Consider the following 25,080-nt stretch of genomic DNA (forward strand, 5'->3'; position numbering starts at 1 on the left):
TGTTTCCATGGATGCCGTGTTCAAGGCACTCTCCGACCCCACCCGCCGGGATCTGCTCGACGAGCTCTTCCGGGAAGACGGGCAAAGCCTCGGTGCCCTCGAGGGCCGCTTCGAAATGACCCGCTTCGGGATCGCCAAGCACCTCAAGATCCTGGAAGAGGCCGGCCTGGTGGTGACCCGCCGTCGGGGGCGTGAAAAGCTGCATTTCCTGAACCCGGTTCCCATCCGGCTCGTCCACGACCGCTGGGTGAGCAAATATGCAGAACCATGGGCCGCTGGCCTCAGCGACCTCAAATCCAGATTGGAAAGTCCCATGGAAAAAATCTTCGAGATCTATATCAAGACCACGCCCGAACGGCTCTGGCAAGCCATTACGGACAGCGAGATCCGCAGCAAGTACCAGTTCGGGAACACCATCGAGGCGGACTGGACGCCCGGCGGGCGCTTCACCATGAACAACACCAAAGCCGACGCGCCGCTGGGCGAAGGCGAGAACCTTGAGGTGGACCCGTCCCGCCGGCTGGTCCAGACCATGCGCGCACTGTGGGGTGAGGACGTGAAAGCTGAGGGAACCTCAAAAGTCACTTGGGACATCGAGCCCGTGGGCGATTCCTGCCGCCTGACGGTCACCCACAGCGACCTCCGGGAAGGCGCCAATGAGCAGCTCTACGGCGGCTGGCCGATGATCCTTTCCGGCCTGAAGACCTGGCTGGAAACCGGGGAGAAGCTCACCACGCCCGGGTCACTGCTGTACACCTGAGCTCACTGATGCACACCTCAAAACGGGCGACGGCGGGGGGCGCTAACCGGCCGGTGGCCGGTTGGTGCCGTCCTATCCCCTCCTCCGCAGGTCGCGCGTGGCCACCAGCGAGCCGCCGATGAACAGCACGCCCAGGACCACGATCCCGACGCCCGCGTAGAACCATCCGCCGCGGCCGAAGATCATCAGCGCCGCGCCAAGAATGCACAGGCCCTTAGCGGTGATATCCAGGTACAGCTGCGCCTTTGGAGAAGCCATAGCTCCACGATAAGCCCCGCGGACGCACCTCCGCACGGGCCGTGGAAGTCGCTACGCCTCGCGCTGCCGCCACAACAGGCAGACCCCGAACGTCACCACGCAGAGGACCAGCATGGCAAGCACCATCCGGGCCCAGCTTTCCTGGTCCACGCCGGCCGCCGCGAAGACGCCGATCATCACGGTGGCGGCGATCGTGCCAACGTAACGGCAGGTTTGGTAGATGCCCGCCGCCACGCCCCGTTCCTGCGGCCGGGTGGAAACAAACATGCCCTGGTTCGTAGCGATGCTGACCGTTCCATACGGGACACCCATCAGTGCTGTCAGGACCACCACCAGCGGGATCACCAGGGTTCCGGTCAGCAGCCACATCAAGGCGGCCACGACGGTGAGGAGGACGACGCCGGCTATCAGCACCCGCCGCACCCCGAACCTTCCCATCGCCTTGACCGCCCACGGCGTGGCGATCACTGACATCGCAGCCAGCGGCAGCATCAACAGGCCAACCACGCCGGGATCGTACCCGCCCGCTTCCTGCAGCAGCTGGGGCAGACCGAAGAAGACGAAATAGTAGACGCTGCTGAACAGCGCGAAACCCAGGTACACCAGCATCAGCGGCCGGTTGCGGCCCAGCAGCCTCAAATCCAGGAACGGCCGGTTAAAGCGCAGCTCGCGCCAGGCGAACAGCGCGGCGATCGCTGTTCCGGCGGCCAGCATCCACCAGCGGTAGGCCGGTGCGACATTCAGCGCCGCCATCATCACCAGCAGCAGGGCCGCCACGAAGCAGAAGATCCCGGGGATGTCCGAATCCCTGACCAGCTCCGCCAGGCTGCCCCGTTCCCGGGCTTCATCCTTTGGGGCAGCCTGCCGGACGATCAGCAGCGCTGCGAGCGCAAGCGGAACGTTGATGAGGAACAGTGCCTCCCACCCAACGAAACTGACCAGCAGGCCGCCCACCACAGGCCCCACTGCTGCCGCGGACGTGTTGGCCATCTGGAGCCGGCCCAGCGGGCGGGCGGAGTCAACATTGGCTCGGTGCGCGATGGCTCCCACCATCACAACTGCGCTGGGATAAGCGGTGGCGGTGCCCAGCGCCATCACCGCCCTGGCCACGCAGAGCAGGGCAAAGTCCGGCGCGAGCGGTGCCAGGGCGCAGGTGACGGCCACCAGTGCCATGCCCAGCATGAACATCCGCCGCGGTCCGAACCGGTCGGCAAGCCTGCCCATCACCGGCTGGCCGGCTGCGGAGGCGAGGTAGAAGGATGTGACCACCCAGGTGACGGCGGCGACGTCCAGCCCAAAATCTCCGCGGAGCACTACCAGCGCCACGGCGATCATCGAGGAGTTGAGGGGATTCAGTGCCGTGCCCAGGCTCAGGCCGGCGACGGCCAGGGCAGTCCGCGGATTGTTGCTCACGGAAACAGTCTGGTGCACGCCGCCGCGCCGGCACGACTTTGGTGAACCGAGGGGGCTTTACTCACCAACCTGAACGGGCGGGAACAGTGATTGTTCCACAACTCCGGTGAGCTCGCGGATCACGTCCGCCTGCCCCGGCTCTTCCGTCCCCTCGGGGTTCTCCGTGTAGATGACCAGCACAAACGAGGAGCCCCGATAGCTCAGCACTGCTGCGTCGTGGAGTTCCCCGGCGAACTCGCCGTACTTATGGAACACCTTCACCCCGGCCTGCGACCCGGCGGGAATCAGTTCCTCGTTGTTGGTGTCCTGCATGTAGCCGAGCAACTGGGCAGTGTGGTCCGGGTTCAGCAGGTCCCCGGCATACAACTGCTTTAGGACCAATGCCATTTCGGCGGCCGTCAGCAGATTTTCCTGCGGATCGTAGGCGACGCCGATGGAGGCGGCGTACTCCGTTAACTGCGGGTAGCCCACCGCATCCATCAACAGCAGCCACGAATCGTTGTTGCTCTTGTTCACCATGGACTTGAGCTGGAACGAAGCGTCGTAGTCCCCCAGCGGCTCGTCCAGGGCCGCCTCACCGGTCTCGACGAGGTGGTAGTACGCCGCCGCAATAATGATCTTCGCGGTGCTGGCGGCCGTGAAGGCGTCCTGGTTACCGAAAGTCCTTGCGGCATCGCCGGACACGTCCGCCAGGGCAATCCCAACCCTGTACTCGTCATTCTCATCCAGGACGGACTGGATGCGGTCCTCCAGGGAAGCTGGAGCCACGGCAACAGGGGCTTCGGGGACAGCTGCGGGGACGGGGCCAGCCGGGCCGGAACCGGACCTAACGGCCGCAAACACCACGGCTGCGGTGATCAACAGGGCGGCAAAAGAGAACAACAGCGCCAGCGGCAAAGCCCGGAGTCCCTTCCGGGGGGTACGGAAGTGGCGTCCTGCCGCACGCAGCACTGGGTCGGCCGACATAGAACTCCTGCAAACTCGAGCAACGAAAAAAGGCATCGGGCGCCCAGCGCACACCGATGCTAAGGATGCTGATTAAAGCACAGTAGGTTGGGAGCCGCCTGAGAGCTTGGTTAGCGGGTGCGGGCAGCCAACGCGGTCTCCAGGAATTCCAGGTGGGCGGGGACGGTGCGGACCGTATTCGCCGCGTATTGCGGGTGCTTTGTCAGGAACTTCTTGATGTAGGGGCACACCGGAACAATTCCGAATCCGGCACTTACCGTCTCGTCCAGGGCAACGGTGGCGAGCTGGCCCGCCAAACCTTGCCCGCCGTACTCCTCGTTGATCACAGTGTGGTAGAAAATCCGCTGGGGCGAGCCGGCGCCGTCGTAATCCTTGTAGGCTGCCTTGCCGATCACGGTCCCGGTGTCGAGGATTTCAAAGCGCTGACGGTCAGGGTTGTGGCGGACGGTGATCTGGCTCAAGGGGATCTCCTTCAATGCGGTGGTGTTGCTGCCCGTGCAAAGCCTAACCCGGGCCAGGCAGCCGTTATTTCCGCACCGGGGTCACCATGACCACCGTCCGCCGATCCGCCTCAGCTCAGGTACCCGTTCGGGTTGAGGACGTACTTGGTGGCCGCGCCGGCGTCGAACTCTGCGTAGCCCTTTGGTGCGTCTTCCAGCGTGATGGCCTTGGCGTTGACGTTCTTGGCGATGCTGACCCGGTCATGCAGGATGGCCATCATCAACTGGCGGTTGTACTTCATCACCGGGCACTGGCCTGTGGTGAAGCTCAGCGACTTGGCCCAACCGGTTCCCAGGCTCAGGCTTAGCGCACCCTTCTTGGCGGCTTCGTCAATCCCGCCCGGGTCGCCCGTGACGTACAGTCCCGGGATGCCGAGGGCACCGCCGGCAGCGGTGATGTCCATCAGGGAGTTCAACACCGTAGCAGGTGCTTCCTCCGCTTCCTTCCCGTGGCCGTGCCCGCGCGCTTCAAAACCCACGGCGTCCACGCCACAGTCCACTTCCGGTACGCCGAGGATCTGTTCAATTTGCTCCGCAGGTCCCCCCTTGGTCAGGTCCACAGTTTCACAGCCGAAGCTGCGTGCCTGCGCCAGCCGGTCCTCGTTAAGGTCGCCCACAATTACGACGGCGGCGCCCAGCAGGTGCGCGCTCGTCGCCGCTGCCAGGCCCACGGGTCCGGCGCCGGCAACATAGACAGTGGACCCCACGCCGACTCCGGCGGTGACGGCGCCGTGGTAACCCGTGGGGAAGATGTCCGACAGCATGGCCAGGTCCAGGATCTTCTCCATGGCCCGGTCCTTGTCCGGGAACTTCAGCAGGTTCCAGTCGGCGTACGGCACCAGCACGTAGTTCGCCTGTCCGCCTACCCAACCACCCATGTCCACGTAGCCGTAGGCGCTTCCTGGCCGGTCCGGGTTCACGTTCAGGCAGATGCCGGTCTTGCGTTCCTTGCAGTTCCGGCAGCGCCCGCAGGCGATGTTGAACGGGACCGAACAGAGGTCTCCGACCTTGATGAACTCGACATCGCGGCCCACCTCCACCACTTCGCCGGTGATCTCGTGGCCCAGCACCAGGTTTGGCGGGGCTGTGGTGCGTCCGCGCACCATGTGCTGGTCCGATCCGCAGATGTTGGTGGCCACGGTCTTGAGGATTACCCCGTGGTTAACGGGGCGGCCCACGTTCGCGGGGTTAACGCCGGGCCCGTCCTTGAGCTCGAAGGTGGGATAGTCAATGTCGATCAGTTCGACTTTCCCAGGCGCTTTGTAGGCAACGGCTTTGTTCCCTGTCATCTGTATCTCCTGTTGTCAGGCTTGCCGGGTGGGGCAGCCATGATTGAGTCGTGATGTACCCCTGCAGGCAGTGCACGGCGCCGATCTAATGGCGCTTCCTTGTTGCCGGGGATCAGGTGCGAACGCTCCTGGGCTGGGGTCTGCCCAGTCTAGGTGCGGTCAGGGAAGCTGATCCAGAGTCATAAGCGAGGGGCCTCTACCCTTTTTTCGATTAGGGGTTTTGGGAACCCGATGACTTCAGCCGCGAAGCCTTGTAGTGTCGGCCACGGGAACGCAGCAAACAGTCAAACCAACTCATAACGGGGAGCAAACCATGGCAGTCAGTGACGAAGAAGCACAAGTATTGGACCAGTGGAGCAACCGGCTTGCCCAGGCTCTGCAAATCCTGGACATGGACGTGGACAATGAACTGCTTCTGGACCTGGCCCGGAAGTCCGCGGAATCTGTCATCCACCCGGCGGCGCCGGTCACCACCTTCTTGGTGGGCTATGCGGCTGGACTGGATGCGGGCACTGGCAGCGCGGGCACGCGGGAAGCCTCGCGCGCCTCTGTGGAGAAGGCGGCCCGCGTTGCTTTCCAGCTTTGTGAAGACGGCCAGGACGGCGGCCCGGCCAGTAAGGGATGGGCGGACACCGCCCAATAACCGCCGGGCCCGGCCGGGTGCGCTATCCCGCTGCGGTGGGCTCCTCTTCAAGTACCTGCACGGGCTCAAGCCGCACGACCACAGCCTTGGACACGGGCGTCTGGCTGCCTTCTGCCACACTCTCCAGCGGCACCAGGACGTTGGCTTCCGGATAATAGGCCGCAGCGCATCCCCGCGCTGACGGGTAGGACACCAGACGATAGTTCCGCAGTACCCGCTCAACGTTGTCCGGATACACGCCGCGGACATCCACATGCTGCCCGTCCTCGAGCCCCAGTTCGGCCAGGTCCGCCGGGTTCACGAACACCACTTCGCGGCCCTTTTTGATGCCCCGGTACCGGTCGTTGTGGCCGTAGATGGTGGTGTTGAACTGGTCGTGCGAGCGCATGCTCTGCAGGATCAGAGTGCCTGCAGGCCGTTCCACATGCTCGAGTTCGTTCACGGTGAGCATGGCCTTGCCGGTGGGCGTGTGGAAGGTGCGCGAGTCCCGGGGTCCATTGGGCAGGATGAACCCGCCGTCCTGCCGGATTTTCCGGTTGTAGTCCTCGCAGCCAACCACCACGTGGGAGATATGGTCCCGGATCAGGTCGTAGTTCTTTTCGAAACCGCCCCAGTCAGCGGAGAGCTTGTTGCCGAGCACCCGCTGAGCAAGCCGGCAGACGATCGCAACCTCGGAAAGCAGCCCCGGCGCTACTGGCTCAACAGTGCCGTGGGAGGCGTGCACCGCACAGACAGTGTCCTCCACTGAGACGAACTGGGGCCCGGACTCCTGCCGGTCGATCTCCGTGCGTCCCAGCGTCGGCAGAATCAAGGCCTCGGTCCCCGTCACGGCGTGGGAATGATTGAGCTTGGTGGAGATCTGGACCGAAAGATCCGTGTTTTCCATCGCCCTTTCAGCCTCATGGGTGTCTGACATGGCGCCCACGAAATTGCCGCCCATGGCTATGAACACTTTCATGCCGCCGTCGCGCATCTGCCGGATGGTTTCCACCGCATCCGCGCCATGGTCCCGCGGTGGTTTAAAGTTGAATTCCTTACCCAGGGCGTCCAGGAACGCCGGCGGCATCTGCTCCCAGATGCCCATGGTGCGGTCCCCCTGGACGTTGCTGTGTCCGCGGATGGGTGAGGCCCCGGCGCCGGGCTTGCCGATGTTTCCGCGCAGCAGCAACAGGTTGATGATCTCCTTGATGGTGGCGACGCCCTTTTTCTGCTGGGTAATTCCCATGGCCCAGGTGATGATCACCTTCTCCGCGCGGAGGTACCGGTCAGCCAGTTCGTCGATCTCCTCGGCACGCAGCCCCGTAGCCTCAAGGACGGCTGACTCGTCCAGTTCAGCAAGGTGCGCCCGGAGCTCCTCAAGCCCCTGGCAGTGTTCCTCAAGGAACTGATGGTCCAGCACGGTACCCGGATTCGCAGCCTCGGCATCAAGCACGCGCTTGGACACCGCCTGCAGCAACGCCATATCGCCGCCGATGCGGACCTGCAGGAACTGGTCGGCCAAATCCGTGCCGCGGCCTATGATTCCCTTGACCTTCTGCGGGTTCTTGTAGCGCATCAGGCCGGCTTCCGGCAGCGGATTGACCGCCACGATGTTTGCACCCGCTTCCTTGGCTTCTTCCAGGGCGGTGAGCATCCGAGGATGGTTCGTTCCGGGGTTCTGCCCCATGATGATGATCAGGTCGGCTTTGGCGAAGTCGTCGTAAGATACCGTGGCCTTGCCCACGCCGATGGTCTGGCCCATGCCCCAGCCGGAGGACTCGTGGCACATGTTGGAGCAGTCCGGCAGGTTGTTGGTGCCATACCCGCGGATAAACAGCTGGAACAGGAAAGCGGCCTCGTTGGATGTGCGGCCACTGGTGTAAAAAGTTGCCTCATGCGGGCTGGACAGTGACGTCAGCTTGTCTGCCATAATTTCGAAAGCCCGGTCCCAGCTGACGGGCCGGTAGTGGTCCTCACCGGCCGCTTTGTACACGGGTTCGGTGAGCCGGCCCTGCATGCCCAGCCAGTACTCGGACCGCTTCCGCAGTTCGCTGACAGGGTGCTCCGCCCAGAACTCCCGCGCGACAACAACGGGGGTGGCCTCCCACGTCACTGCCTTGGCACCGTTTTCGCAGAATTCGAACGTCTTGCGGTGGCCGGGGTCCGGCCAGGCGCAGCTCATGCAGTCGAACCCTTCCTTCTGGTTCAGCGCCAGCAGCGTCTTCGCGGACCTTTCCAGGCCCATGTGCTTAATTGCCGGCTGCATGGAGTGGTAAACGCCGGGCACTCCCGCCGCCCACGACTTAGGGTGTCCGGTCACCTCAAGCTCGGACTCGTCGGCTTCTTCGACCTTCGGGTTTTTGCGCGTCACGGTGCACTCTCCTTGGCTGTCCCGGCCCCAAATGCCACAGCTTCTGCCGGCAGACCGGTTTCCTCCACAGTTGTTCAGGGTGGCCCGGAAGTCAAGGAGGGCGACGGGGAGCGGACGACAAGGAGGGGTGGTGGTCTGTCCACATAGCGGTGACGGGGACGACGGCGCTGCCCGGCCCGCGCTAGGCTGGGTACCTCGGCTGAAGCAAGCGGCCGCAGGAACCACTGTGCGGAGCCGCTCCCTAATGTCCGACGATCTTGCCCTCAGCGCCCTTGCGGCGTCCTCCTTTTCCCTGCCCCACCTGCACGATGGCCAGCTCGATGGCATCCGTGCCCTCGCGGACGGTCGTGATGTCCTGGCCGTGATGCCCACCGGGTACGGCAAATCAGCCATCTATCAGGTCGCTGGCCGGTACCTGCACAGCACAACGGGACGCCCCGCCGTCGTGGTTTCCCCGCTTATTGCCCTGCAGGAGGACCAGCTGGACGGCCTGGCCGCGGAACTGGGCGAAGGGGCCGCCGTCGCCGTCAACTCCTCCCGCACCGACTCCGAGGTTGATGCTGCCTGGCAGGCGGCAGAATCCGGCGAGGCAACCTTCCTCTTCCTGGCACCGGAGCAGCTGGCCAAGCAGGAAACCGTGGACCGCATCGCCAAGCTGGACATCTCCATGTTTGTAGTGGACGAGGCACACTGCGTCTCCTCCTGGGGCCACGACTTCCGGCCCGACTACCTCAACCTCGGCAGTGTCCGGGAACGCTTGGGCAACCCGCCGGTAGCAGCGCTGACGGCCACCGCGTCACCGCCCGTGCGCGATGAAATCTGTGAGCGGCTGGGCATGAAGGACCCGCTGGTCCTGGTCCACGGCTTCGACCGGCCCAACATTTCCCTCGACGTGGTCCGCCACCAGGAGGACAAGGGCAAGCGCAAGGCTGTGCTGGAGCAGGTTGCGGCGCTGGCCCGGGAACAGGGTCAAGGGCTGCTCTACGCCGCCACCCGTAAGGACACGGAAAAGTACGCGGCCAAGTTCGAGGACGAGGGGCTCCGGGCGGAGGCGTACCACGCTGGCCGTTCCGCGGCAGACCGCGAGCGCATCCACGAGTTGTTCCTGGACGACCAGCTGGACGTGGTGGTTGCCACCACCGCTTTCGGCATGGGTATCGATAAACCCAATGTGCGGTTCGTGGTGCACGCGGACATCCCGGAATCCCTGGACTCCTACTACCAGGAAATCGGCCGGGCAGGCCGTGACGGCGAACCCGCGTCGGCTGTGCTGCACTACCGTGCCGAGGATTTGGGACTGCGCAAGTTCTTCGGCACCCACTCCCCCGATCCTGACTCTCTACTGGAGGTGCTGAAGGTCCTCAAATCCGCGGGCGCACCGGTGCCCAAGACCTCCCTGGCGGAGCTCAGCGGCTTCCCCGCCCGGCGGGTCACGGGCCTTGTGAACCAGCTCGAGGAGACGGGCGGCGTCACCACCGGCAAGCGGGGCATCCGGCTCACCTCCAAAGCCAAGCTGCCAACCTTGGTGGAGCGCGCCGTCGACATGGCCGAAGCCAGGCAACGGGTGGACCAGTCCCGGCTCACCATGATGCGCGCGTTCGCGGAGACGGACAGCTGCCGGCGGCAGTTCCTGCTCGGCTACTTCGGCGAAGACCTGCCGGAGCCGTGCGGCAACTGCGACGCCTGCGCCGAGGCTGCCAACCGCGCAGATGCGCCTGACGCGGGAGCACAAACCCACGACGGCGGCGCTCCAGGGTCCGCGGAACAGGCCGCTTCGGGCGCCGGGGAACCCTTCCCGCTGCAGTCCGCTGTGGTCCACAAGGAGTGGGGTCCGGGGCTGGTGATGCGGCACGAGGACGACGTGATTACCGTCCTGTTCGAACAGGAGGGGTACAAGACTCTGTCCCGCAGCGCCGTCGTGGAGCATGAACTCCTCAAGCCTGCTTAGCCGCCGCCCGCACGGGTAGGCTGGAAGGACACTGACGACGAAAGGCCCGCCGCGTGGAAGTACCCTCCTATGTCTGGACCCTGACCATCGCAGGAATTGTTGGCCTGCTTGCCTTCGATTTCTTCTTCCATGTGCGCAAGGCCCACACGCCCACGCTCAAGGAATCCGCCATCTGGTCCGGCATCTATGTGGGTATCGCGCTGCTCTTCGGACTGGGGGTGCTGTTTTTCGGCGGGCCCACGATGGGCACCGAATACTTTGCGGGGTACGTCACTGAGAAGGCACTGTCCGTGGACAACCTCTTTGTGTTCCTCATCATTATGGCCAGCTTCAGGGTGCCCCGCGCGGACCAGCAGAAGGTGCTGCTGTTCGGCATCGTTTTCTCGCTCATCGCCCGCACCGCGTTCATCTTCCTTGGCGCCGCGCTGATCAACAGTTTTGCCTGGGTGTTCTACATTTTCGGCCTCATTCTGCTCGTCACTGCCGGCAACCTGCTCCGCCCGAACTCCCACGACGACGAGTCTGAAGGCCTCGTGGTCCGGCTCGCCAAGAAGTTCCTTCCGGCGTCGGAACACTACGACGGCGACAAGCTCTTCACCATGGAAAACGGCAAGCGCGTCCTCACCCCGATGCTGCTGGTAATGGTGGCCATTGGCGGCACGGACATCCTCTTTGCGCTTGATTCCATTCCCGCAATCTTTGGCCTGACCCAGAACGTGTTCATCGTTTTCACTGCCACCGCGTTCTCCCTGATGGGTTTGCGGCAACTGTTTTTCCTGATCGACGGGCTGCTGGACCGGCTGATCTTCCTCTCCTACGGCCTGGCAGCAATCCTCGGCTTCATCGGCGTGAAGCTCATCCTGCACGCACTCCACGAGAACACTTTGCCGTTCATCAACGACGGCGAACACGTCAACGTGGTGGAAGTCAGCACCCAGGTTTCCCTGAGCGTGATCCTCGGCGTCCTCGTGGTGACCGTTCTTGCCTCCATCTTCAGCCCCAAGGGCAAGGCCAAGAACGCCGTGTCCGGAGCGCGGCGGCACGCCAACGAATACCTGGATCTCAACTACGAGACGGACATGGTGGAGCGCGACAAGATCTTCGCACGTATGTGCCGCGAGGAGGACCAGATCCGACAGCTGCCCGAGAAGTACAAGAGGCTCGTCCGCAACGAGACAGAGTTCCTGGACCTGCTGCGCCGCGCCCACGCGGAGCACGACAAGGCCCAGGTGCGGGCGGCCGCAGACAGCTGACCTTTGCCGGGCGGGATGCCGGGCGCCGTATTGTCAGTGCCTCTTGCTAGGTTGGATCCAGGGCCAGGGGAACCGTCTTCCGGCCCGGCTGTCGATGGGGAGGCCCCGTGTTTTTGCTCGAAGCTGCAGCGGCCGGCGCGCCACCGGACCTGGTGTTTTCCGCCAGCGATCTTGTGGCCGCCAGCGAGTGTGAGTACCGGACGCTCCGGATCCTGGACGAGAAGCTGGGGCGCTCCCCTAAAGCTGTCTTTGAGGCTGACGAGATGCAGGTCCGGGCCGGCGAGCTGGGTGACAAGCACGAACAAACGGTCCTCGCCAGCCTGGTCGCCAAGTACGGTGAGTGGGATGCCAGCCGGGGTGCGGGCGTCTATTCCTTGGAACGCGGCCAGAACCTGCGCGGGGAGCTGCAGGCCAGGCACGCGGAAACGGAGCTCGCCCTCCGCTCCGGCGCCGACGTCGTTTTCCAGGCCACGTTTTTCGACGGCGAATTCCTCGGCTACGCGGACTTCCTTGTCAACGAGGCTGCCGGCACGGGCAGCTCCGGGCGCTACGAAGTCTGGGACACCAAGCTCGCCCGGCACGCCAAGGTGGGTGCTTTGCTGCAGCTGGCGGCGTACGGGGACCAGCTTCTCGGCATGGGTCTTGACCCCTCCCCCACCGTGACCCTGGTACTGGGTACCCGCGTGGATGACGACTGGCTCCGCAGCAGCCACTCCCTCCCGGACCTGCTGCCTGTTTTTCGGGAACGGCGCCGGCGCTTCCGGGAGCTGACAGCGCAGCACCGGTCCGCTGATGCGACCGTGCGGTGGCAGCAGCCGGAAATTGTCCACTGCGGCCGGTGCGACTACTGCGCAGAACAAGTACAGGCCCACCGGGACCTGCTGATGGTGGCAGGGATGTCCGTGGTGCAGCGCAGGAAGCTGCGTGCTGCCGGCATCACCACCATTGATGAGCTTGCTGCCATGCCAGTTGGGGACGCCAAAAATTCAGTGATCCGGCTGCGGGTGCAGGCCCGGATGCAGCTGGGCCTCGATACCCCGGCCGGATCACGTACCTTCACAAAAGACGGCCAGCCGCACACCGTCTCGTTCACCGTACTGCCGGAGAACACCATAGGGGCGCTCCCCCTGCCCAGCCCGGGAGACATCTTCTTCGACTTCGAGGGCGACCCCCTGTGGCAGGACCCTGCCACCGGAGCCTGGGGCATCGAGTATCTGTTCGGTGTGGTCGAGGCGCCGGGTGCCGGCCACGCCGGCGATCCCATTTTCCGCCCGTTCTGGGCCCATTCCCGGTCCGGGGAACGCCGTGCCTTCCTTGAGTTCCTGGATTATGTAGAGGAACGCCGGGCCCGGTATCCGGACATGCACGTCTACCACTACGCCGCGTACGAGAAGACTGCCCTGCGGAACCTCTCCCTTGCGCATCAGGCTGGCGAGGACACGGTGGACACTTGGCTCAGGGAGGGCCTGCTCGTGGACCTCTACGCCACGGTGCGGCAGTCGCTGCGCATCTCCGAAGCGTCGTACTCCATCAAGAAGCTCGAACCGCTGTACATGGGCGACAACCTGCGCTCCGGGGATGTCAAGGACGCCGGCGCCTCCGTCGTCGCCTACGCCGCGTACTGTGCGGCCCGGGACGCCGGGAACATTGTGGAGGCGGAGAAGATCCTGGCATCAATCTCTGACTACAACCACTATGACTGCCTCTCCACCCTCCGGTTGCGCGACTGGCTCCTGGACATTGCCGGGCAGGGAGTTACGGAAGCAAAAGAACTCACTTCGGAAGCAAAGCCTGCCCGCCCCGCGGCGTCCCGGGAACACCCGGCACAAGAGGAAAGCCCCGAGGAATCCAGGCTGCGCGAGTACCTCGCCGGCCTGCCGGACAGCCGCCCTTGGACGGATGATGAACGCGCCATCGCGATGGTGGCCGCCGCTACCGGATATCACCGCCGCGAACGCAAGCAGTTCTGGTGGCAGCACTTCGACCGCGTGGAAGCACCTATCGAGAACTGGTCCGACCAGCGGAACGTCTTTGTGGTGGAATCGGCAGAGGTGACATCAGACTGGGCCCTCGCCAAACCGCGGGAACGGATGCGCACACGGATACTGCGCCTCCGCGGCACCATGACGGAGGGATCGGACTTCCGGCCGGATTCCAGCTGGTGCCGCCTCTACGATGCCCCGCCTCCTGACGGCATGGCCGCGCCTGACGCTGCTCCTGGAGCCAGGGCTTTCACGTTCGGGACCAGGATCAGTGAGTTGTCAGCGGCACCCGACAAACCGGAACATACCATCATCACCGTCGCCGAGCGTGAGTCCGGCAAGGTTGCCGCCTACCCGCACCTGCCCGTTGCCCTCACCGAGGACCAGCCCCTAGCTACGGCCAGCATCGAAGCTGCCATCGCGGAAATTGCCGCCACAGTTGGCGCCTCCGTGCCGGACCTGCCGGCCCAGCCGGGCCTGGACATCCTGCGCAAGCAACCCCCGCGGTTCCGCTCCCTCCGGCATCCGGTGGACGTCCCGCACGGGCCGGACGGTTCCCCTGCCTACGCCGCTGCAATCACCCCTTCCGTCCGCGACCTTGACCGTTCCTACCTCGCTGTCCAGGGACCCCCGGGCACGGGAAAGACGTTCGTTGGTGCCCACGTGATCGCCAGGCTTGTCGCCGAAGGCTGGAAGATCGGCGTCGTGGGCCAGTCGCACAACGTCGTCGAAAACCTGCTCTGCTGTGCCATCAGGACCGGCGGCGTAGATCCCGCTGTAGTAGCCAAGAAATTGGCGGCGCCGCACGACGTCCCGTGGAGGCAGACCGCCGATGGCGACGTCGCCGCGTTGTTGGCTTCAGCGGGCGGCTGCCTGGTAGGCGGCACGGCCTGGACCATGACCGGCAAGGACGTCCCCCGCGGTTCGCTGGACCTGCTGGTCATTGACGAAGCCGGACAGTTCTCGCTCGCGAACACGCTGGCCGTCTCCCGGGCGGCGAAGCGGCTTCTCCTGCTGGGCGATCCCCAGCAACTGCCGCAGGTCACGCAGGGCGCACACCCCGAACCCGTGGATGAATCAGCGCTGGGCTGGCTCGCTGCAGGACACGCCACCCTGCCCGCCAACCTTGGGTATTTCCTCGCGGACAGCTGGCGGATGCACCCGGAGCTGTGCCGGGCAGTCTCCCGGCTGAGCTACGAAGGCAAGCTCCACGCGGCGCCTGCGGCTTCCGAACGGGAGCTTGAGGGACTCCCGCCAGGGGTTGAAACCGCTTTCGTCAACCATAGCGGCAACACCACGGCGTCGACGGAAGAAGCTGCCGAGGTGGTCCGTCAGGTGCGGCGGCACCTCGGGCTCAAGTGGACTTCCGGTGCGGGAACGGAGTCCCGGCCCCTGGGGCTCGAAGACGTTTTGGTGGTTGCCGCGTACAACGCGCAGGTCCATGTGATCCGGCAAGCCCTCGGGGAGGCGGGCCTGCCCGGCGTCCGGGTCGGGACGGTGGATAAGTTCCAAGGCCAGGAAGCGCCGGTGGTCCTGGTGTCGATGGCATGTTCGGCAGTGGGCGAGGCCCCACGCGGGGCGGAGTTCCTGCTGAACAGGAACCGAATCAACGTGGCAGTATCGCGTGGGCAGTGGCGGGCGGTCATTATCCGCTCGCCCGAACTCACCAGCTACATGCCGCGTCGGCCCATGGCCCTGGAGGAGCTCGGAGCGTTTCTCGGCCTCAGCCCACTGGACCAGGGATCCCCTAAACCCGGCAGATCCACCGGGCACGGAGGCACCCCGCGGAGCAGGGTCAGCGGGTCCTGAAGCCGTTGAAGTTGCCCTCAGCCGGGGAGATCGAGTCCTCCACCTGTTCCACCCGGCCTGGCGTGGCGTCGGAGTTCAGCCATGCGCGCAGCTCGTGGATTTTCCACTGCGGCCCTTCAGCCACGAGGGCGACCGAGCCGTCGTCGAGGTTTTTCACCTCACCGGTGAGACCCAGCTCCTCCGCCTTGCCCATGGTCCAATAACGGAAGCCGACACCCTGCACCACGCCAGATACACGGGCAGTCAAACGCACCGCTTCAGCATCAGTGGCAGACGGGTCGGAAGACGAATCTTCGTTCCTGGCCATGGTGCCTCCCCTCAGTCAGCGCTTCCTGCCCAACCAGGTAGCGCCAAGAGCCGTTTTGACGCTTCGCAACGGAACCTGGCGCAACCCGGTTGGATCCGGGGCGCCTAGTTGATGGTGATGTCGCGGGTGCTGTGGTTGTAGCGGATGGTGACAGTTCCGCCGTCGTGGTACAGCTCGTGGTTGGGGCCGTCGAAGGTACCGAATGCTCCGTAGTTCTCGTCCCAGGACCGGTTCAGGGCAATCTTGAAGGTGTAGTGGCCCGCCGGAAGTTCGGCGCTCTTTTTCCACAGCTGGTCCAGGAAGTCGAACTCCATCTGGGCCTCGTCGTACTGGGGCGCCCAGTTCTCAGGAGCGCCGAGGATGGTGTTGAAGTCGCCTGCAACAGCCACCGCTTCCGGCTGCGGGTGAGTCTCAACGTCCGCGTCCTCAACCGGTTCAACAACAGTTTCGGTCGACGCCTTGGCCGGAGCCTTGCCCTTGACGGCGTTGACCACGGGTTCGACTGCGTCCTCGATGGCCTTTGCTGCCTTGCCCACGGCTGCAGCGGCCTTCTTCGCTGGAGTCTTCTTCGCGGCCGGCTTCTTGGTCTCCGTCTTGGCCGCGGCCTGCGCCGGTACTGCGGCTGCGGGAACCGCGGTCGTCTTACGGACGAAGCCGGCCGGTGCCGTGGGAACCGGGGTGTCGGCAGGAACGGGGGTGCCGGCGTCGAGCGCGGTGGCGAAGGACACCGGGTCCGGGAACGCTACCGTTGCCCGCATGCCTTCTTCGGTGATAGTCCAGCCGGTGCGGCCCTTAACCAGCCAGCCGGCCTTAACGAGCTTGGCCGTGGCGGAGGTCAGCGTTTTGTGGCCGCGGGGAATGCCGCCGCTGAGCAGCTCACGCTCGTGCTCGTTGAACGGCACGCGTGCCGTGGCCTCCGCGAGGACCTCGCCTGCGTTCAGTGCATCGCCGGACCACACGCCTTCGGTCAGGACATCCAGCACGGTCTTGAGTCGAAGGAAGGTGTTTTCTGCGGTGGACTTGGCCATGATTCCCCTTTATAAAAGCGATCGGTCTTAGGCATCATGCCAACTGCCCGTAACATCGCGCGACTTGAAATGGTTAACTCTGCGTGTCGTGACCGACTGTGAAGCGTACGTTTCAACAAGTGGGTCTGGAGTATCGGGTTATAGGGCTGGCTGCACAACCCGGAGCGCTGACATGGGTGCCGCACTGCACTTCCCCAGACACGCCTGCGGCACCAAGTTTAGCGGTAACCGGGGACGGACGTTGCGTGGGACACAGCAGGCGTCAGTGCGTTACTTCGCCGCTGTTCAGTTCGTCCAGCAATTCCGCCTTCCGCTCCTCCGAAGCAAAGGACGAATGGATGGAGTTTGCCGCCAGCCTGGCCTTGTCGAAATCGGAGAGTTCGAAGGCTGCTTCCAGCTGGGTGAAATTGTCATCCACATAGCCGCCGAAATAGGCGGGGTCGTCCGAATTGACAGACACATTGAGCCCGGCTGCGAGCATGGCGGGCAGCGGGTGGTCCGCCAGGGTATCGACGGCGCGCAGCCGGACGTTGGACAACGGGCACACCGTCAGCGGGATCCGCGCGTCCACGAGACGCTCCACCAGGTCCGGATCGTCCATGCAGCGGATGCCGTGGTCGATGCGCTCCACACCGAGGATGTCCAGGGCTTCAACGATGTACGACGCCGGCCCTTCCTCGCCTGCGTGGGCGGTCAGCCGCAGGCCCGCTTCGCGCGCCTTGGCGTAAAGCCGCTCAAACTTCGACGGCGGGTTGCCCACCTCCGCCGAGTCCAGCCCGATGGCTCCGATGGGTGCGTTCATGGCCAGCAGCCCGTCGAGGACTTCCAGTGCGGACTCCTCGGGAAGATCCCGCAGGAACGCCGCGATCAGCATCGTGGAGATCCCAAAGTCCTCCTCGGACGTCACCAGGACCGAGGCGACACCGTTGACGCAGGTTTCCAGGGAAATGCCGCGGGCGAGGTGCGCCTGCGGGTCCATCATGATCTCGGCATGCCGGACCCCGGCTGCAGCGGCCCTTTCCAGATAAGCGTGGGTCATCGCCGCAAAGTCCTCTTCAGTCTGCAGAACGGCCATGTTGGCGTAGTACAGATCAAGGAAGGACTGCAGGTCGGTGAACTCGTACCGGGCCCGAAGCTCTTCAATCCCGCTGTAGGGCAATGCAATGCCGTTGCGTTCGGCCAGCGCAAAGATCAACTCCGGCTGCAGGGTCCCCTCAATATGGAGGTGCAGCTCCGCCACCGGGAGGAGCCTGGTAGGGACCTCTGGCTCCCCTGGAAAAGGTTCGGTTTCAGGCACGGCAGTACCGCCAGCAAAGTTATCCATCCGGTCAGGATAATGCCCTCCGCCGGTTTCACCACTAGAGTCGAGCCAATGCAGAATGCCAAGCACGCTGATGACCTGCAGTATCCAGCTCCTGCCCATGCAACCGACGGCTTTGTCCGGGTGCGCGGAGCGCGCGAAAACAACCTCCGCAACGTGGACGTTGACATTCCGCGGGATGCGATCGTGGCCTTTACCGGGGTTTCCGGCTCCGGCAAGTCCTCCCTGGCCTTCGGCACGATCTACGCCGAGGCGCAGCGCCGCTACTTCGAGTCCGTGGCCCCATATGCCCGCCGCCTTATCCAGCAGGGGCACAATCCAAAGGTGGAGCTGATCAGCGGCCTCCCACCCGCCGTCGCGCTTCAACAGCGCCGCGGCGCACCCAGCAGCCGGTCAACGGTAGGAACAGTCACCACGCTCTCCAATTCCCTGCGTATGCTCTTCTCCCGCGCGGGAACCTACCCAGCCGGCAGCAGCCAGCTGGACTCGGACGCCTTCTCCCCCAACACGGCTGTCGGGGCATGCACGGAATGCCACGGCCTGGGCATCGCACACACCGTCACCGAGTCCTCGCTCGTCCCGGATCCCTCCCTGAGCATCCGCGACGGCGCCATCGCCGCGTGGCCCGGGGCCTGGCAGGGGAAAAACCTTCGGGACATCCTCACCCACCTGGGTTACGACGTCGACACACCCTGGCGCAAGCTGCCCCAAAAGCACCGCGACTGGATCCTCTTCACGGAGGAACAGCCCGTGGTGGAGGTGACTCCACAGCGGGACCGCGTGGCCAAGCCGTACAAGGGGCGCTTCTGGAGCGCCAGGAGCTACGTCCTCCATACGCTGGCTGATTCGCAAAGTGCCGCCATGCGTGAGCGGGCGCTGGCGTTCATGGAGTCCGGGCCGTGCCCGCGCTGTGCAGGCGCAGGGCTGACCCAGGAAGCCCTGGCCGTGACCTTCGCCGGCAGGACCATTGCGGAACTGAACCGGCTCCCCATGGCGGACCTTGCGGAGATCGTCCGCCCCACCTCCGAGCTGCACGACGCCGGGACGGCCTCGCGCACGCACGTTTCAGGAGAGTCCAACGAGGTGGCCGTGGCGATCACCCGGGACCTGCTCCAGCGCATCACCGTCCTGCTGGACCTCGGGCTGGGCTACCTCGCCCTGGGCCGGGCTACGCCTACGCTGTCGCCGGGCGAGATGCAGCGGCTCCGCATCGCCACCCAACTGCGCTCCGGCCTCTTCGGCGTCATCTATGTGTTGGACGAACCCTCCGCAGGGCTGCACCCGGCCGACGCCGAGCCCCTCCTGGACGTGCTGGAGCAACTGAAGTCTTCGGGCAACTCAGTGTTTGTGGTGGAGCACAACATGGACGTGGTGCGCAGAGCGGACTGGCTGGTGGACGTCGGCCCGCGGGCGGGCGAAGGCGGCGGCGACGTGCTCTACAGCGGACCGGTCGATGGGCTTGCGGGTATTGAAGCCTCGGTCACCCGGCCTTTCCTGTTCGGCGAAACCCTGCCGAAGGTCCCCGGCAATGTCCGCGGCGATGCACGCAAGGGCCTGACCCGGGAGCCCGCCGGATGGCTGGAGCTCAAGGACGTCAGCCGGCACAACCTGCGCGGACTGGACGCGCGTTTTCCCCTGGGTGTCCTGACTGCCGTCACCGGCGTATCCGGCTCGGGCAAGTCCACCCTTGTAGGCCGTGTGCTGGCGGAGGTAGTGGGCTACGGGCTCAAGACGCCCGTGGAGCCGGATGACGCGGCGGACCCGTTGGCCCTGGGAGCCGTCACCGGAAGCGAGCACATCGACCGCCTGGTAACCGTGGACCAAAAGCCCATCGGGCGGACGCCGCGCTCCAACCTCGCCACCTACACGGGTCTTTTTGACGCCGTCCGCAAGGAATTTGCCGCCACGGAACAAGCAGGACTTCGGGGATACGGTGCGGGCAGGTTTTCCTTCAACGTGGCCGGCGGCCGCTGCGAGACGTGCCAGGGCGAGGGTTTCGTTGCCGTCGAACTGCTCTTCCTGCCCGGCAGTTACGGCCCCTGCCCGGAATGTGCCGGGTCCCGCTACAACCCGGAAACGCTCGAGGTGGAGTACCGGGGCAAGAATGTGGCCGAAGTGCTGGCCATGACGGTGGACACTGCCGCGGCGTTCCTCGCCCACGTACCCGCCGCGGCCCGCAGCCTCACAAGCCTGCAGGATGTTGGACTCGGTTATCTTCGGCTGGGGCAGCCTGCCACGGAGCTCTCCGGCGGTGAGGCGCAGCGCATTAAGTTGGCCACGGAGCTTCAACGGGCCCAGCGGGGACACACCCTGTACTTGCTGGACGAGCCGACGACCGGCCTGCACCCAGCCGACGTGGAACTGCTGATGGCACAGCTCCACGGATTGGTGGACGCCGGAAACTCTGTGGTGGTTGTTGAGCACGAGATGGCAGTGGTCGCCGGAGCGGATTGGGTAATTGATTTGGGCCCTGCAGGCGGGGACAAGGGCGGGCAGATCATGGCTACCGGGACACCAGCGGCCGTCGCAACCTCCCCTAAAAGCCGCACGGCCCCCTACCTGGCTGAAGCGCTCGGCCAGCAAACACTCAGCCACCACCCAGAGAAGGTCTCGATTTGATAACGTCCGGATGATGTCCTAGCGTGAGACCCATGCCCGCGAACGCGGGCGCAGTAATGCCCGGTGCTGCCTCCACCAGAACTGCCCAGCTGGCAGCGGCCGAACTTGACCTCTATTCGTCAGGGGTGGGCAGTGGCGCGACGATCTCCGGGGACGGAACCAGCGCAGGTGGCCTTCAGGAGCATCACCATCATGAAATACACCACTTTCCGTACTGTCGCGCGCCGCGGAGCCACCGTGGCCGCCATTTCGGCTGCCGGGCTGGCCCTTTCCGCCACCGCAGCCAACGCCGCGACCAGCACGTCCACCTGGGACGCGCTCGCACAATGTGAGAGCGGCGGCAACTGGGCCATCAACACCGGCAACGGCTACAGCGGCGGCCTTCAGTTCAGCCCCAACACGTGGGCAGCCTACGGCGGCACGGGTTCAGCCGCGAACGCCAGCCGCGAGCAGCAGATCGCCGTCGCCGAGCAGGTTCAGGCATCGCAGGGCTGGGGCGCCTGGCCGTCCTGCGCTGCACAGCTCGGCTTGAGCGGGGGCGCCACCGGTGTTGCACCACAGAGCGTTCCCGTGCAGAGCGTTCCCGTCCAGGCAGCACCGGTTCAGGCCGCCCCCGTCCAGAGCGCCCCCGTCCAGAGCGCCCCGGTCGTCTCGACACCGGCTGCCAAGGCCCCCGTCGCCAGGCACGTCACCGCGGTTGCCCTGAGCGGCGAAACCTACACCCTGCAGGCAGGCGACACCCTGAGCATTGTGGCCGATAAGCTGGGTATCCAAGGCGGCTGGCAGCACCTTGCCGACGCGAACCTGGACACCATTGCTGACCCGAACCTCGTCTTCGCAGGACAGGTCATCCAGCTCCCGGCTTAAACCCTTTCCGGTTTGAGCGACGGCACGGTAGTGCCCGACGCCTGCAAGGGCGCCCCAATCGGTCGGCGATAGACAAATTCCGTTGACCAAAGAACGACGCCGGCGCGCCCCCAGAAGGGGCGGGCCGGCGTCGTACGTTTTGAAGGTGTTGCTAGGGACGGTGCCTCTAGCTGGTTGCCGGCAATTCGCGGACGATGCGCACCTTCCAGGCGGAGTCGTCGCTCGTGTCCAGAAGGGCAACCGTTCCGTGCGCCAGGTTAAGGGCAACACGCTTGGCAGCAAGCAGCTCCAGGTAGAGGTGCTCGTTCATCCGGCTCGGGGTGTCAATCATGTACTTCACGGCGTCACGGACCTTGCGGTAGTTGGCACTGCGTTCGCGGTGGAGGTGCAGCTCCAAAGCGGAGCGCTGCTTGAGCCGCGGCTCGTGGCGGTTGAGCAAGGTGACGGCGGTGTGCACGGCGACCACCAAAGTGAGTGAGACGCCGTAAATCCACCATCCGCTGGAGAGCAGGAACAGCGGCAAATTAGCGATGGCCACAACAGCGATCACTACGCGCAACGCGGCGATGCGGCGCATAGTGGTGGCGACGGCGGCCATGCCGGCGCGGAAGCCGTGCTGCTCCTTGCGTGCCGCTTCCGGGTCAAGGGTAAATTCGTCAAGGACCAGGATGCCCTTGGCTTCCGGACTTAGCATCTGGCCGTAGCGGGGCTCGAAGGAGCGGGTGTTTTCAGGGGTCTTTTCAGGAGTGGATGTCATCAGAGGGCTTCCATAACGCGGGGGTGGTTGCGGTGATCTTAGTGGGTCCGGCTACCTTGAGTATGCATAGGTCCACGATGTGAACAATTTGATGCCGCGCCTGTGGTGCCGGGCACTGCAATTGGCACATCCGCCGGCGGCCGTCAGACTGAAGGGATGCAAACCTTCCTTCCGTACCCCGATTTCCGGCAGAGCGCCGCCGCCTTGGACACTGCCCGGCTCGGCAAACAGCGCGTCGAGGCACTGCAGACGCTCCGAGCACTGGTGATTCCCGGTTACGGCTGGCAGACCCACCCGGCGATCCGGATGTGGATGGGATATGTGCCTGCCCTGACCATGTATGGGCTGGCGATGGTGGACGAGTGGATCGAGCGCGGGCACCCGGACAACACCCGAGCGAACATCGCTGAATTCGCGCCGCAGGCCGCCCACCCGGACTACGTAGCCAAGATTCCGATGCCGCCGTGGCTGGGGGACCCGGACGTCCACCTTAGCCACCGCTCGAAACTGGTGCATAAAGCGCCGAAAATCTACAGTTCCGTATTCCCGGACGCAGTACCGGAGATGGCTTACGTCTGGCCGGAGCCCAGGCACGAGATACTGCCGCATGAACCTGAGGGCGACATCCTGTGGATCCTTCGCTCACCGCACCAAGATGTGGATCCCCAGGCCCTGGACACGGTGGCGCTGCCGCCGGTTCATGGTTTTACCGATGCCGTGCCTGCTGACCCGGATGATGACTACACGCCGGTCTATATCGAGGACGGGTCCCGCCGCCCCTCAAGGCAACCACGCAAGGCCCCGCCGAAGCAGCTGGTGAAGAAACCTACGCGCAAGCGGCTGGCCCAGGAGGAGGCTTTCTCCACGCTTCCGGGAAAGACCCCCGTGGCCGTCCCGTTCGAGCACGGCACGAAGTTTGCGGTGGGACAGGTTGTGGGTAGGCCCATCACACTCGAGGACGGCAGGTTCGGCAGGAACTTTACGGTCACCGAGATCATCGACCGGTCCGCGTTCGCCTACCCCGCTCTGTTGCAGGACCCTCGCGTGTTCTTCCCGGTGGAGGCACCGTAGGCCATGACTATCCTCCTTGCTGGCTGTGGTGATCTCGGAACGGAGGCGGGGCTGCGGCTCGCTGCCCAGGGCCACCGCGTGGTGGGCTGGCGCCGCTCCCCCGGCAAGCTGCCGGCCGAGATCGAAAGCGCGGCGGCGGACTTCAGCGCGCCCAACCTTCCGCCAGTCCCGAAGGACACCACCGCCGTCGTGATAGCTGTAGCCGCAGACGCACCAACGGAGGAGGCCTACCGGGCCGCGTATGTGCAGGGACTCGCCCACGTCCTGAACGCATTGGAGCGCGACGGCGTCACCCCCGAAAGGGTGCTCTTCGTTTCCTCCACCGCTGTTTATGGCGACGCCGGCGGCGGCTGGGTTGACGAAGGGACGGCCGCTGTCCCCGGCGGGTTCTCCGGCCGGGTCCTTTTGGAAGCCGAAGACCTCCTGCATGCCAGCTTTGCGGGGACCGGAACGAAGACGTCGGCACTCCGGCTTGGCGGCATCTATGGACCCGGCAGGACCCGGCTGATCGACCAGGTTCGCAGCGGTTCAGCCATCGTCCCGGAAGATGTCCGGTATACAAACCGCATCCATCGGGACGATGCCGCTGCAGCGATAATCCATCTCATCACCATGCCTACTGACCCTGCGCCGGTTTATGTCGGCGTGGACGACGAACCCGCTGACCTCGGCAGCGTGCTCCACTTCCTGGCCGCCGAGATGGGCTTGGCCGAGCCCCGAGTTGGAGACGCCGGACCAGCGCGGGGCGGCAACAAGCGCTGCCGCAATGGGCTCCTGCGCAGCACTGGTTTTGAGTTCAACTTCCCGTCGTTCCGGGAAGGCTACCGGGACATCCTTGCCGGGAATGGGGTCCGGCACCCCTAGGGTGGGCTTGCTCCCGCCTGCCAGCGCTTAGGCTGGCACTCGAACGCCAGCAACTTTGACCCGACGCGAGTGAGGCAGGAACTGTGGACTTTCGGCACATCATCGAGACGGTCGGAGAATTTGTCGACTTTGCCGGGGTGGCCGTGATGGTCATCGGGGCACTGGTTTCCATTCCCTTGGCACTCCGGGGACACCAGCCCCGCAGCCTCCCAGCGGGAGCTGAACGCCTCAGCACCTACCGCCTTTACCGGCAACTGCTGGGCAGGTCCATCCTGTTGGGGCTAGAACTCCTGGTTGCGGCCGACATCATCCGCACCGTTGCTGTCACACCGACGTTCGAGAGCGTGGGAGTCCTGGCCATCATTGTGCTGATCCGGACCTTCCTGAGCTTCTCGCTGGAGCTGGAGATTACGGGTCGGTGGCCGTGGCAGAAGGAACCACGTACCCCTGATTTCGCGAACGCTCCTGCGCGTTGATCCTGTTGGATGCCGTGAAGCCTAGGTTTTCCACATAGCTGCTTTTGGGAGCTGTTTTGTCAGGGGTGTTTGGCAGAGTTGTCCTATGGAAGCCATTGGGCAACAGCTAGCGGAGTTCGGCGGTTCTGCCGCCGTGCTGACGCAAGCTGGCAGCCTTTCCACCGGTGGCCGTGAGGCGTACGACGGCGGCACTCGCGTCGGTCTGACCGGTCGCATTCGCGTCGTTCCCGGCATTCCCGCCCCTCATAAACCCGAACCTCATGAATCCAAGACGTTTAAGTTTGGCGCGGACGAAGCGGCGCCGGATGAATCTGACGCGGACGAAGCGGCGCCGGATGAATCTGACGCGGACGAAGCGGCGCCGGATGAATCTGACGCGGATGAAGCTGCACCGGATGAATCTGAGATGGGTGAAGCTGCGCCGGATGAAGCGGCTGCCTTGGCCGTGGCATACCCGGCACGCCCTGAATTGCCGCTGGGTTTGGCCGAGTGTGGCCGGCTCCTGACGGCGGCCGCTGCAGCCGCACCGGGTGTGCTGGCCGGGGGTGACTACGTTGAAGCCGCTGATTTCGCCGGGCACGTGGAAGACCTCTTTCGGA

General features: G+C 64.7%; 20 protein-coding genes and 1 pseudogene. 11 read left to right on the top strand and 10 right to left on the bottom strand.

The annotated features are described in order from the left end of the window. Positions 1-7: 7 nt before the first annotated feature. Positions 8-760 (top strand): ArsR/SmtB family transcription factor, encoded by a 753-nt coding sequence (locus tag AC5RVN_RS08835; protein WP_494137688.1) that lies wholly within the window; start codon positions 8-10, stop codon positions 758-760. A 72-nt stretch (positions 761-832) separates the two neighbouring features. Here AC5RVN_RS08835 and AC5RVN_RS08840 read toward each other — a convergent pair whose 3' ends face one another. From AC5RVN_RS08840 to fdhA, 5 genes are all read right to left on the bottom strand, one after another. Further along, positions 833-1,018: a hypothetical protein gene (locus AC5RVN_RS08840; protein ID WP_494104471.1), complete on the bottom strand. Its 186-nt coding sequence runs from the start codon at positions 1,016-1,018 to the stop codon at positions 833-835. A 51-nt stretch (positions 1,019-1,069) separates the two neighbouring features. Then, on the bottom strand, positions 1,070-2,431 hold the full coding sequence (locus AC5RVN_RS08845) for an MFS transporter (RefSeq protein WP_494137689.1): 1,362 nt from the start codon (positions 2,429-2,431) through the stop codon (positions 1,070-1,072). A 57-nt stretch (positions 2,432-2,488) separates the two neighbouring features. Next, positions 2,489-3,397, bottom strand: coding sequence for a serine hydrolase (locus AC5RVN_RS08850; protein WP_494041240.1), 909 nt, complete (start codon positions 3,395-3,397; stop codon positions 2,489-2,491). Between the two features lie 110 nt (positions 3,398-3,507). Further along, positions 3,508-3,858 (bottom strand): GNAT family N-acetyltransferase, encoded by a 351-nt coding sequence (locus AC5RVN_RS08855; protein ID WP_494137690.1) that lies wholly within the window; start codon positions 3,856-3,858, stop codon positions 3,508-3,510. 110 nt (positions 3,859-3,968) lie between these two features. Then, positions 3,969-5,186 (bottom strand): formaldehyde dehydrogenase, glutathione-independent, encoded by a 1,218-nt coding sequence (fdhA, locus tag AC5RVN_RS08860; RefSeq protein WP_494104468.1) that lies wholly within the window; start codon positions 5,184-5,186, stop codon positions 3,969-3,971. Between the two features lie 313 nt (positions 5,187-5,499). Here fdhA and AC5RVN_RS08865 point away from each other — a divergent pair, with 313 nt between their 5' ends. Beyond that, positions 5,500-5,829, top strand: coding sequence for a DUF6457 domain-containing protein (locus tag AC5RVN_RS08865; protein ID WP_494041243.1), 330 nt, complete (start codon positions 5,500-5,502; stop codon positions 5,827-5,829). A 22-nt stretch (positions 5,830-5,851) separates the two neighbouring features. On the opposite strand, the gene AC5RVN_RS08870 is transcribed toward AC5RVN_RS08865, so the two are convergent. Next, complete coding sequence (locus AC5RVN_RS08870; RefSeq protein ID WP_494137691.1) at positions 5,852-8,179, bottom strand: FdhF/YdeP family oxidoreductase; 2,328 nt, start codon at positions 8,177-8,179, stop codon at positions 5,852-5,854. Between the two features lie 244 nt (positions 8,180-8,423). Here AC5RVN_RS08870 and AC5RVN_RS08875 point away from each other — a divergent pair, with 244 nt between their 5' ends. From AC5RVN_RS08875 to AC5RVN_RS08885, 3 genes are all read left to right on the top strand, one after another. Continuing rightward, positions 8,424-10,127, top strand: coding sequence for a RecQ family ATP-dependent DNA helicase (locus tag AC5RVN_RS08875; protein WP_494137692.1), 1,704 nt, complete (start codon positions 8,424-8,426; stop codon positions 10,125-10,127). 53 nt (positions 10,128-10,180) lie between these two features. Continuing rightward, the gene (locus AC5RVN_RS08880; RefSeq protein ID WP_494137693.1) at positions 10,181-11,380 is read left to right on the top strand and encodes a TerC family protein; all 1,200 of its coding nucleotides are present in this window, start codon (positions 10,181-10,183) and stop codon (positions 11,378-11,380) included. Between the two features lie 107 nt (positions 11,381-11,487). Then, the gene (locus AC5RVN_RS08885; protein ID WP_494137694.1) at positions 11,488-15,171 is read left to right on the top strand and encodes a TM0106 family RecB-like putative nuclease; all 3,684 of its coding nucleotides are present in this window, start codon (positions 11,488-11,490) and stop codon (positions 15,169-15,171) included. On the opposite strand, the gene AC5RVN_RS08890 is transcribed toward AC5RVN_RS08885, so the two are convergent. The 3 genes from AC5RVN_RS08890 to AC5RVN_RS08900 all read right to left on the bottom strand — a co-directional run bounded on the left by AC5RVN_RS08890 (position 15,158) and on the right by AC5RVN_RS08900 (position 17,830). Continuing rightward, complete coding sequence (locus AC5RVN_RS08890; protein ID WP_494041248.1) at positions 15,158-15,478, bottom strand: acylphosphatase; 321 nt, start codon at positions 15,476-15,478, stop codon at positions 15,158-15,160. The genes AC5RVN_RS08885 and AC5RVN_RS08890 overlap by 14 nt on opposite strands. Positions 15,479-15,582: 104 nt before the next feature. Continuing rightward, positions 15,583-16,506, bottom strand: coding sequence for a pullulanase X25 domain-containing protein (locus AC5RVN_RS08895; protein ID WP_494041249.1), 924 nt, complete (start codon positions 16,504-16,506; stop codon positions 15,583-15,585). Between the two features lie 262 nt (positions 16,507-16,768). Then, on the bottom strand, positions 16,769-17,830 hold the full coding sequence (locus tag AC5RVN_RS08900) for an adenosine deaminase (RefSeq protein WP_494041250.1): 1,062 nt from the start codon (positions 17,828-17,830) through the stop codon (positions 16,769-16,771). 48 nt (positions 17,831-17,878) lie between these two features. Here AC5RVN_RS08900 and uvrA point away from each other — a divergent pair, with 48 nt between their 5' ends. Then, a complete protein-coding gene (gene uvrA, locus AC5RVN_RS08905) occupies positions 17,879-20,446 on the top strand; it encodes an excinuclease ABC subunit UvrA (RefSeq protein WP_494137695.1) in 2,568 nt (855 codons plus the stop codon). Between the two features lie 192 nt (positions 20,447-20,638). Next, positions 20,639-21,313 (top strand): transglycosylase family protein, encoded by a 675-nt coding sequence (locus tag AC5RVN_RS08910; protein ID WP_494137696.1) that lies wholly within the window; start codon positions 20,639-20,641, stop codon positions 21,311-21,313. A 166-nt stretch (positions 21,314-21,479) separates the two neighbouring features. Here AC5RVN_RS08910 and AC5RVN_RS08915 read toward each other — a convergent pair whose 3' ends face one another. After that, complete coding sequence (locus AC5RVN_RS08915) at positions 21,480-22,070, bottom strand: hypothetical protein (protein ID WP_494041253.1); 591 nt, start codon at positions 22,068-22,070, stop codon at positions 21,480-21,482. A 156-nt stretch (positions 22,071-22,226) separates the two neighbouring features. Here AC5RVN_RS08915 and AC5RVN_RS08920 point away from each other — a divergent pair, with 156 nt between their 5' ends. From AC5RVN_RS08920 to AC5RVN_RS08935, 4 genes and pseudogenes are all read left to right on the top strand, one after another. Next, on the top strand, positions 22,227-23,141 hold the full coding sequence (locus AC5RVN_RS08920) for an MSMEG_6728 family protein (protein WP_494137697.1): 915 nt from the start codon (positions 22,227-22,229) through the stop codon (positions 23,139-23,141). 3 nt (positions 23,142-23,144) lie between these two features. Continuing rightward, positions 23,145-24,005: an SDR family oxidoreductase gene (locus AC5RVN_RS08925; RefSeq protein ID WP_494137698.1), complete on the top strand. Its 861-nt coding sequence runs from the start codon at positions 23,145-23,147 to the stop codon at positions 24,003-24,005. Between the two features lie 83 nt (positions 24,006-24,088). Next, positions 24,089-24,481: a DUF1622 domain-containing protein gene (locus AC5RVN_RS08930; RefSeq protein ID WP_494137699.1), complete on the top strand. Its 393-nt coding sequence runs from the start codon at positions 24,089-24,091 to the stop codon at positions 24,479-24,481. A gap of 85 nt (positions 24,482-24,566) precedes the next feature. Continuing rightward, positions 24,567-25,080, top strand: a pseudogene (locus tag AC5RVN_RS08935) (hypothetical protein); the annotation flags it as partial.

Source organism: Arthrobacter sp. sptzw32 (assembly GCF_059089735.1).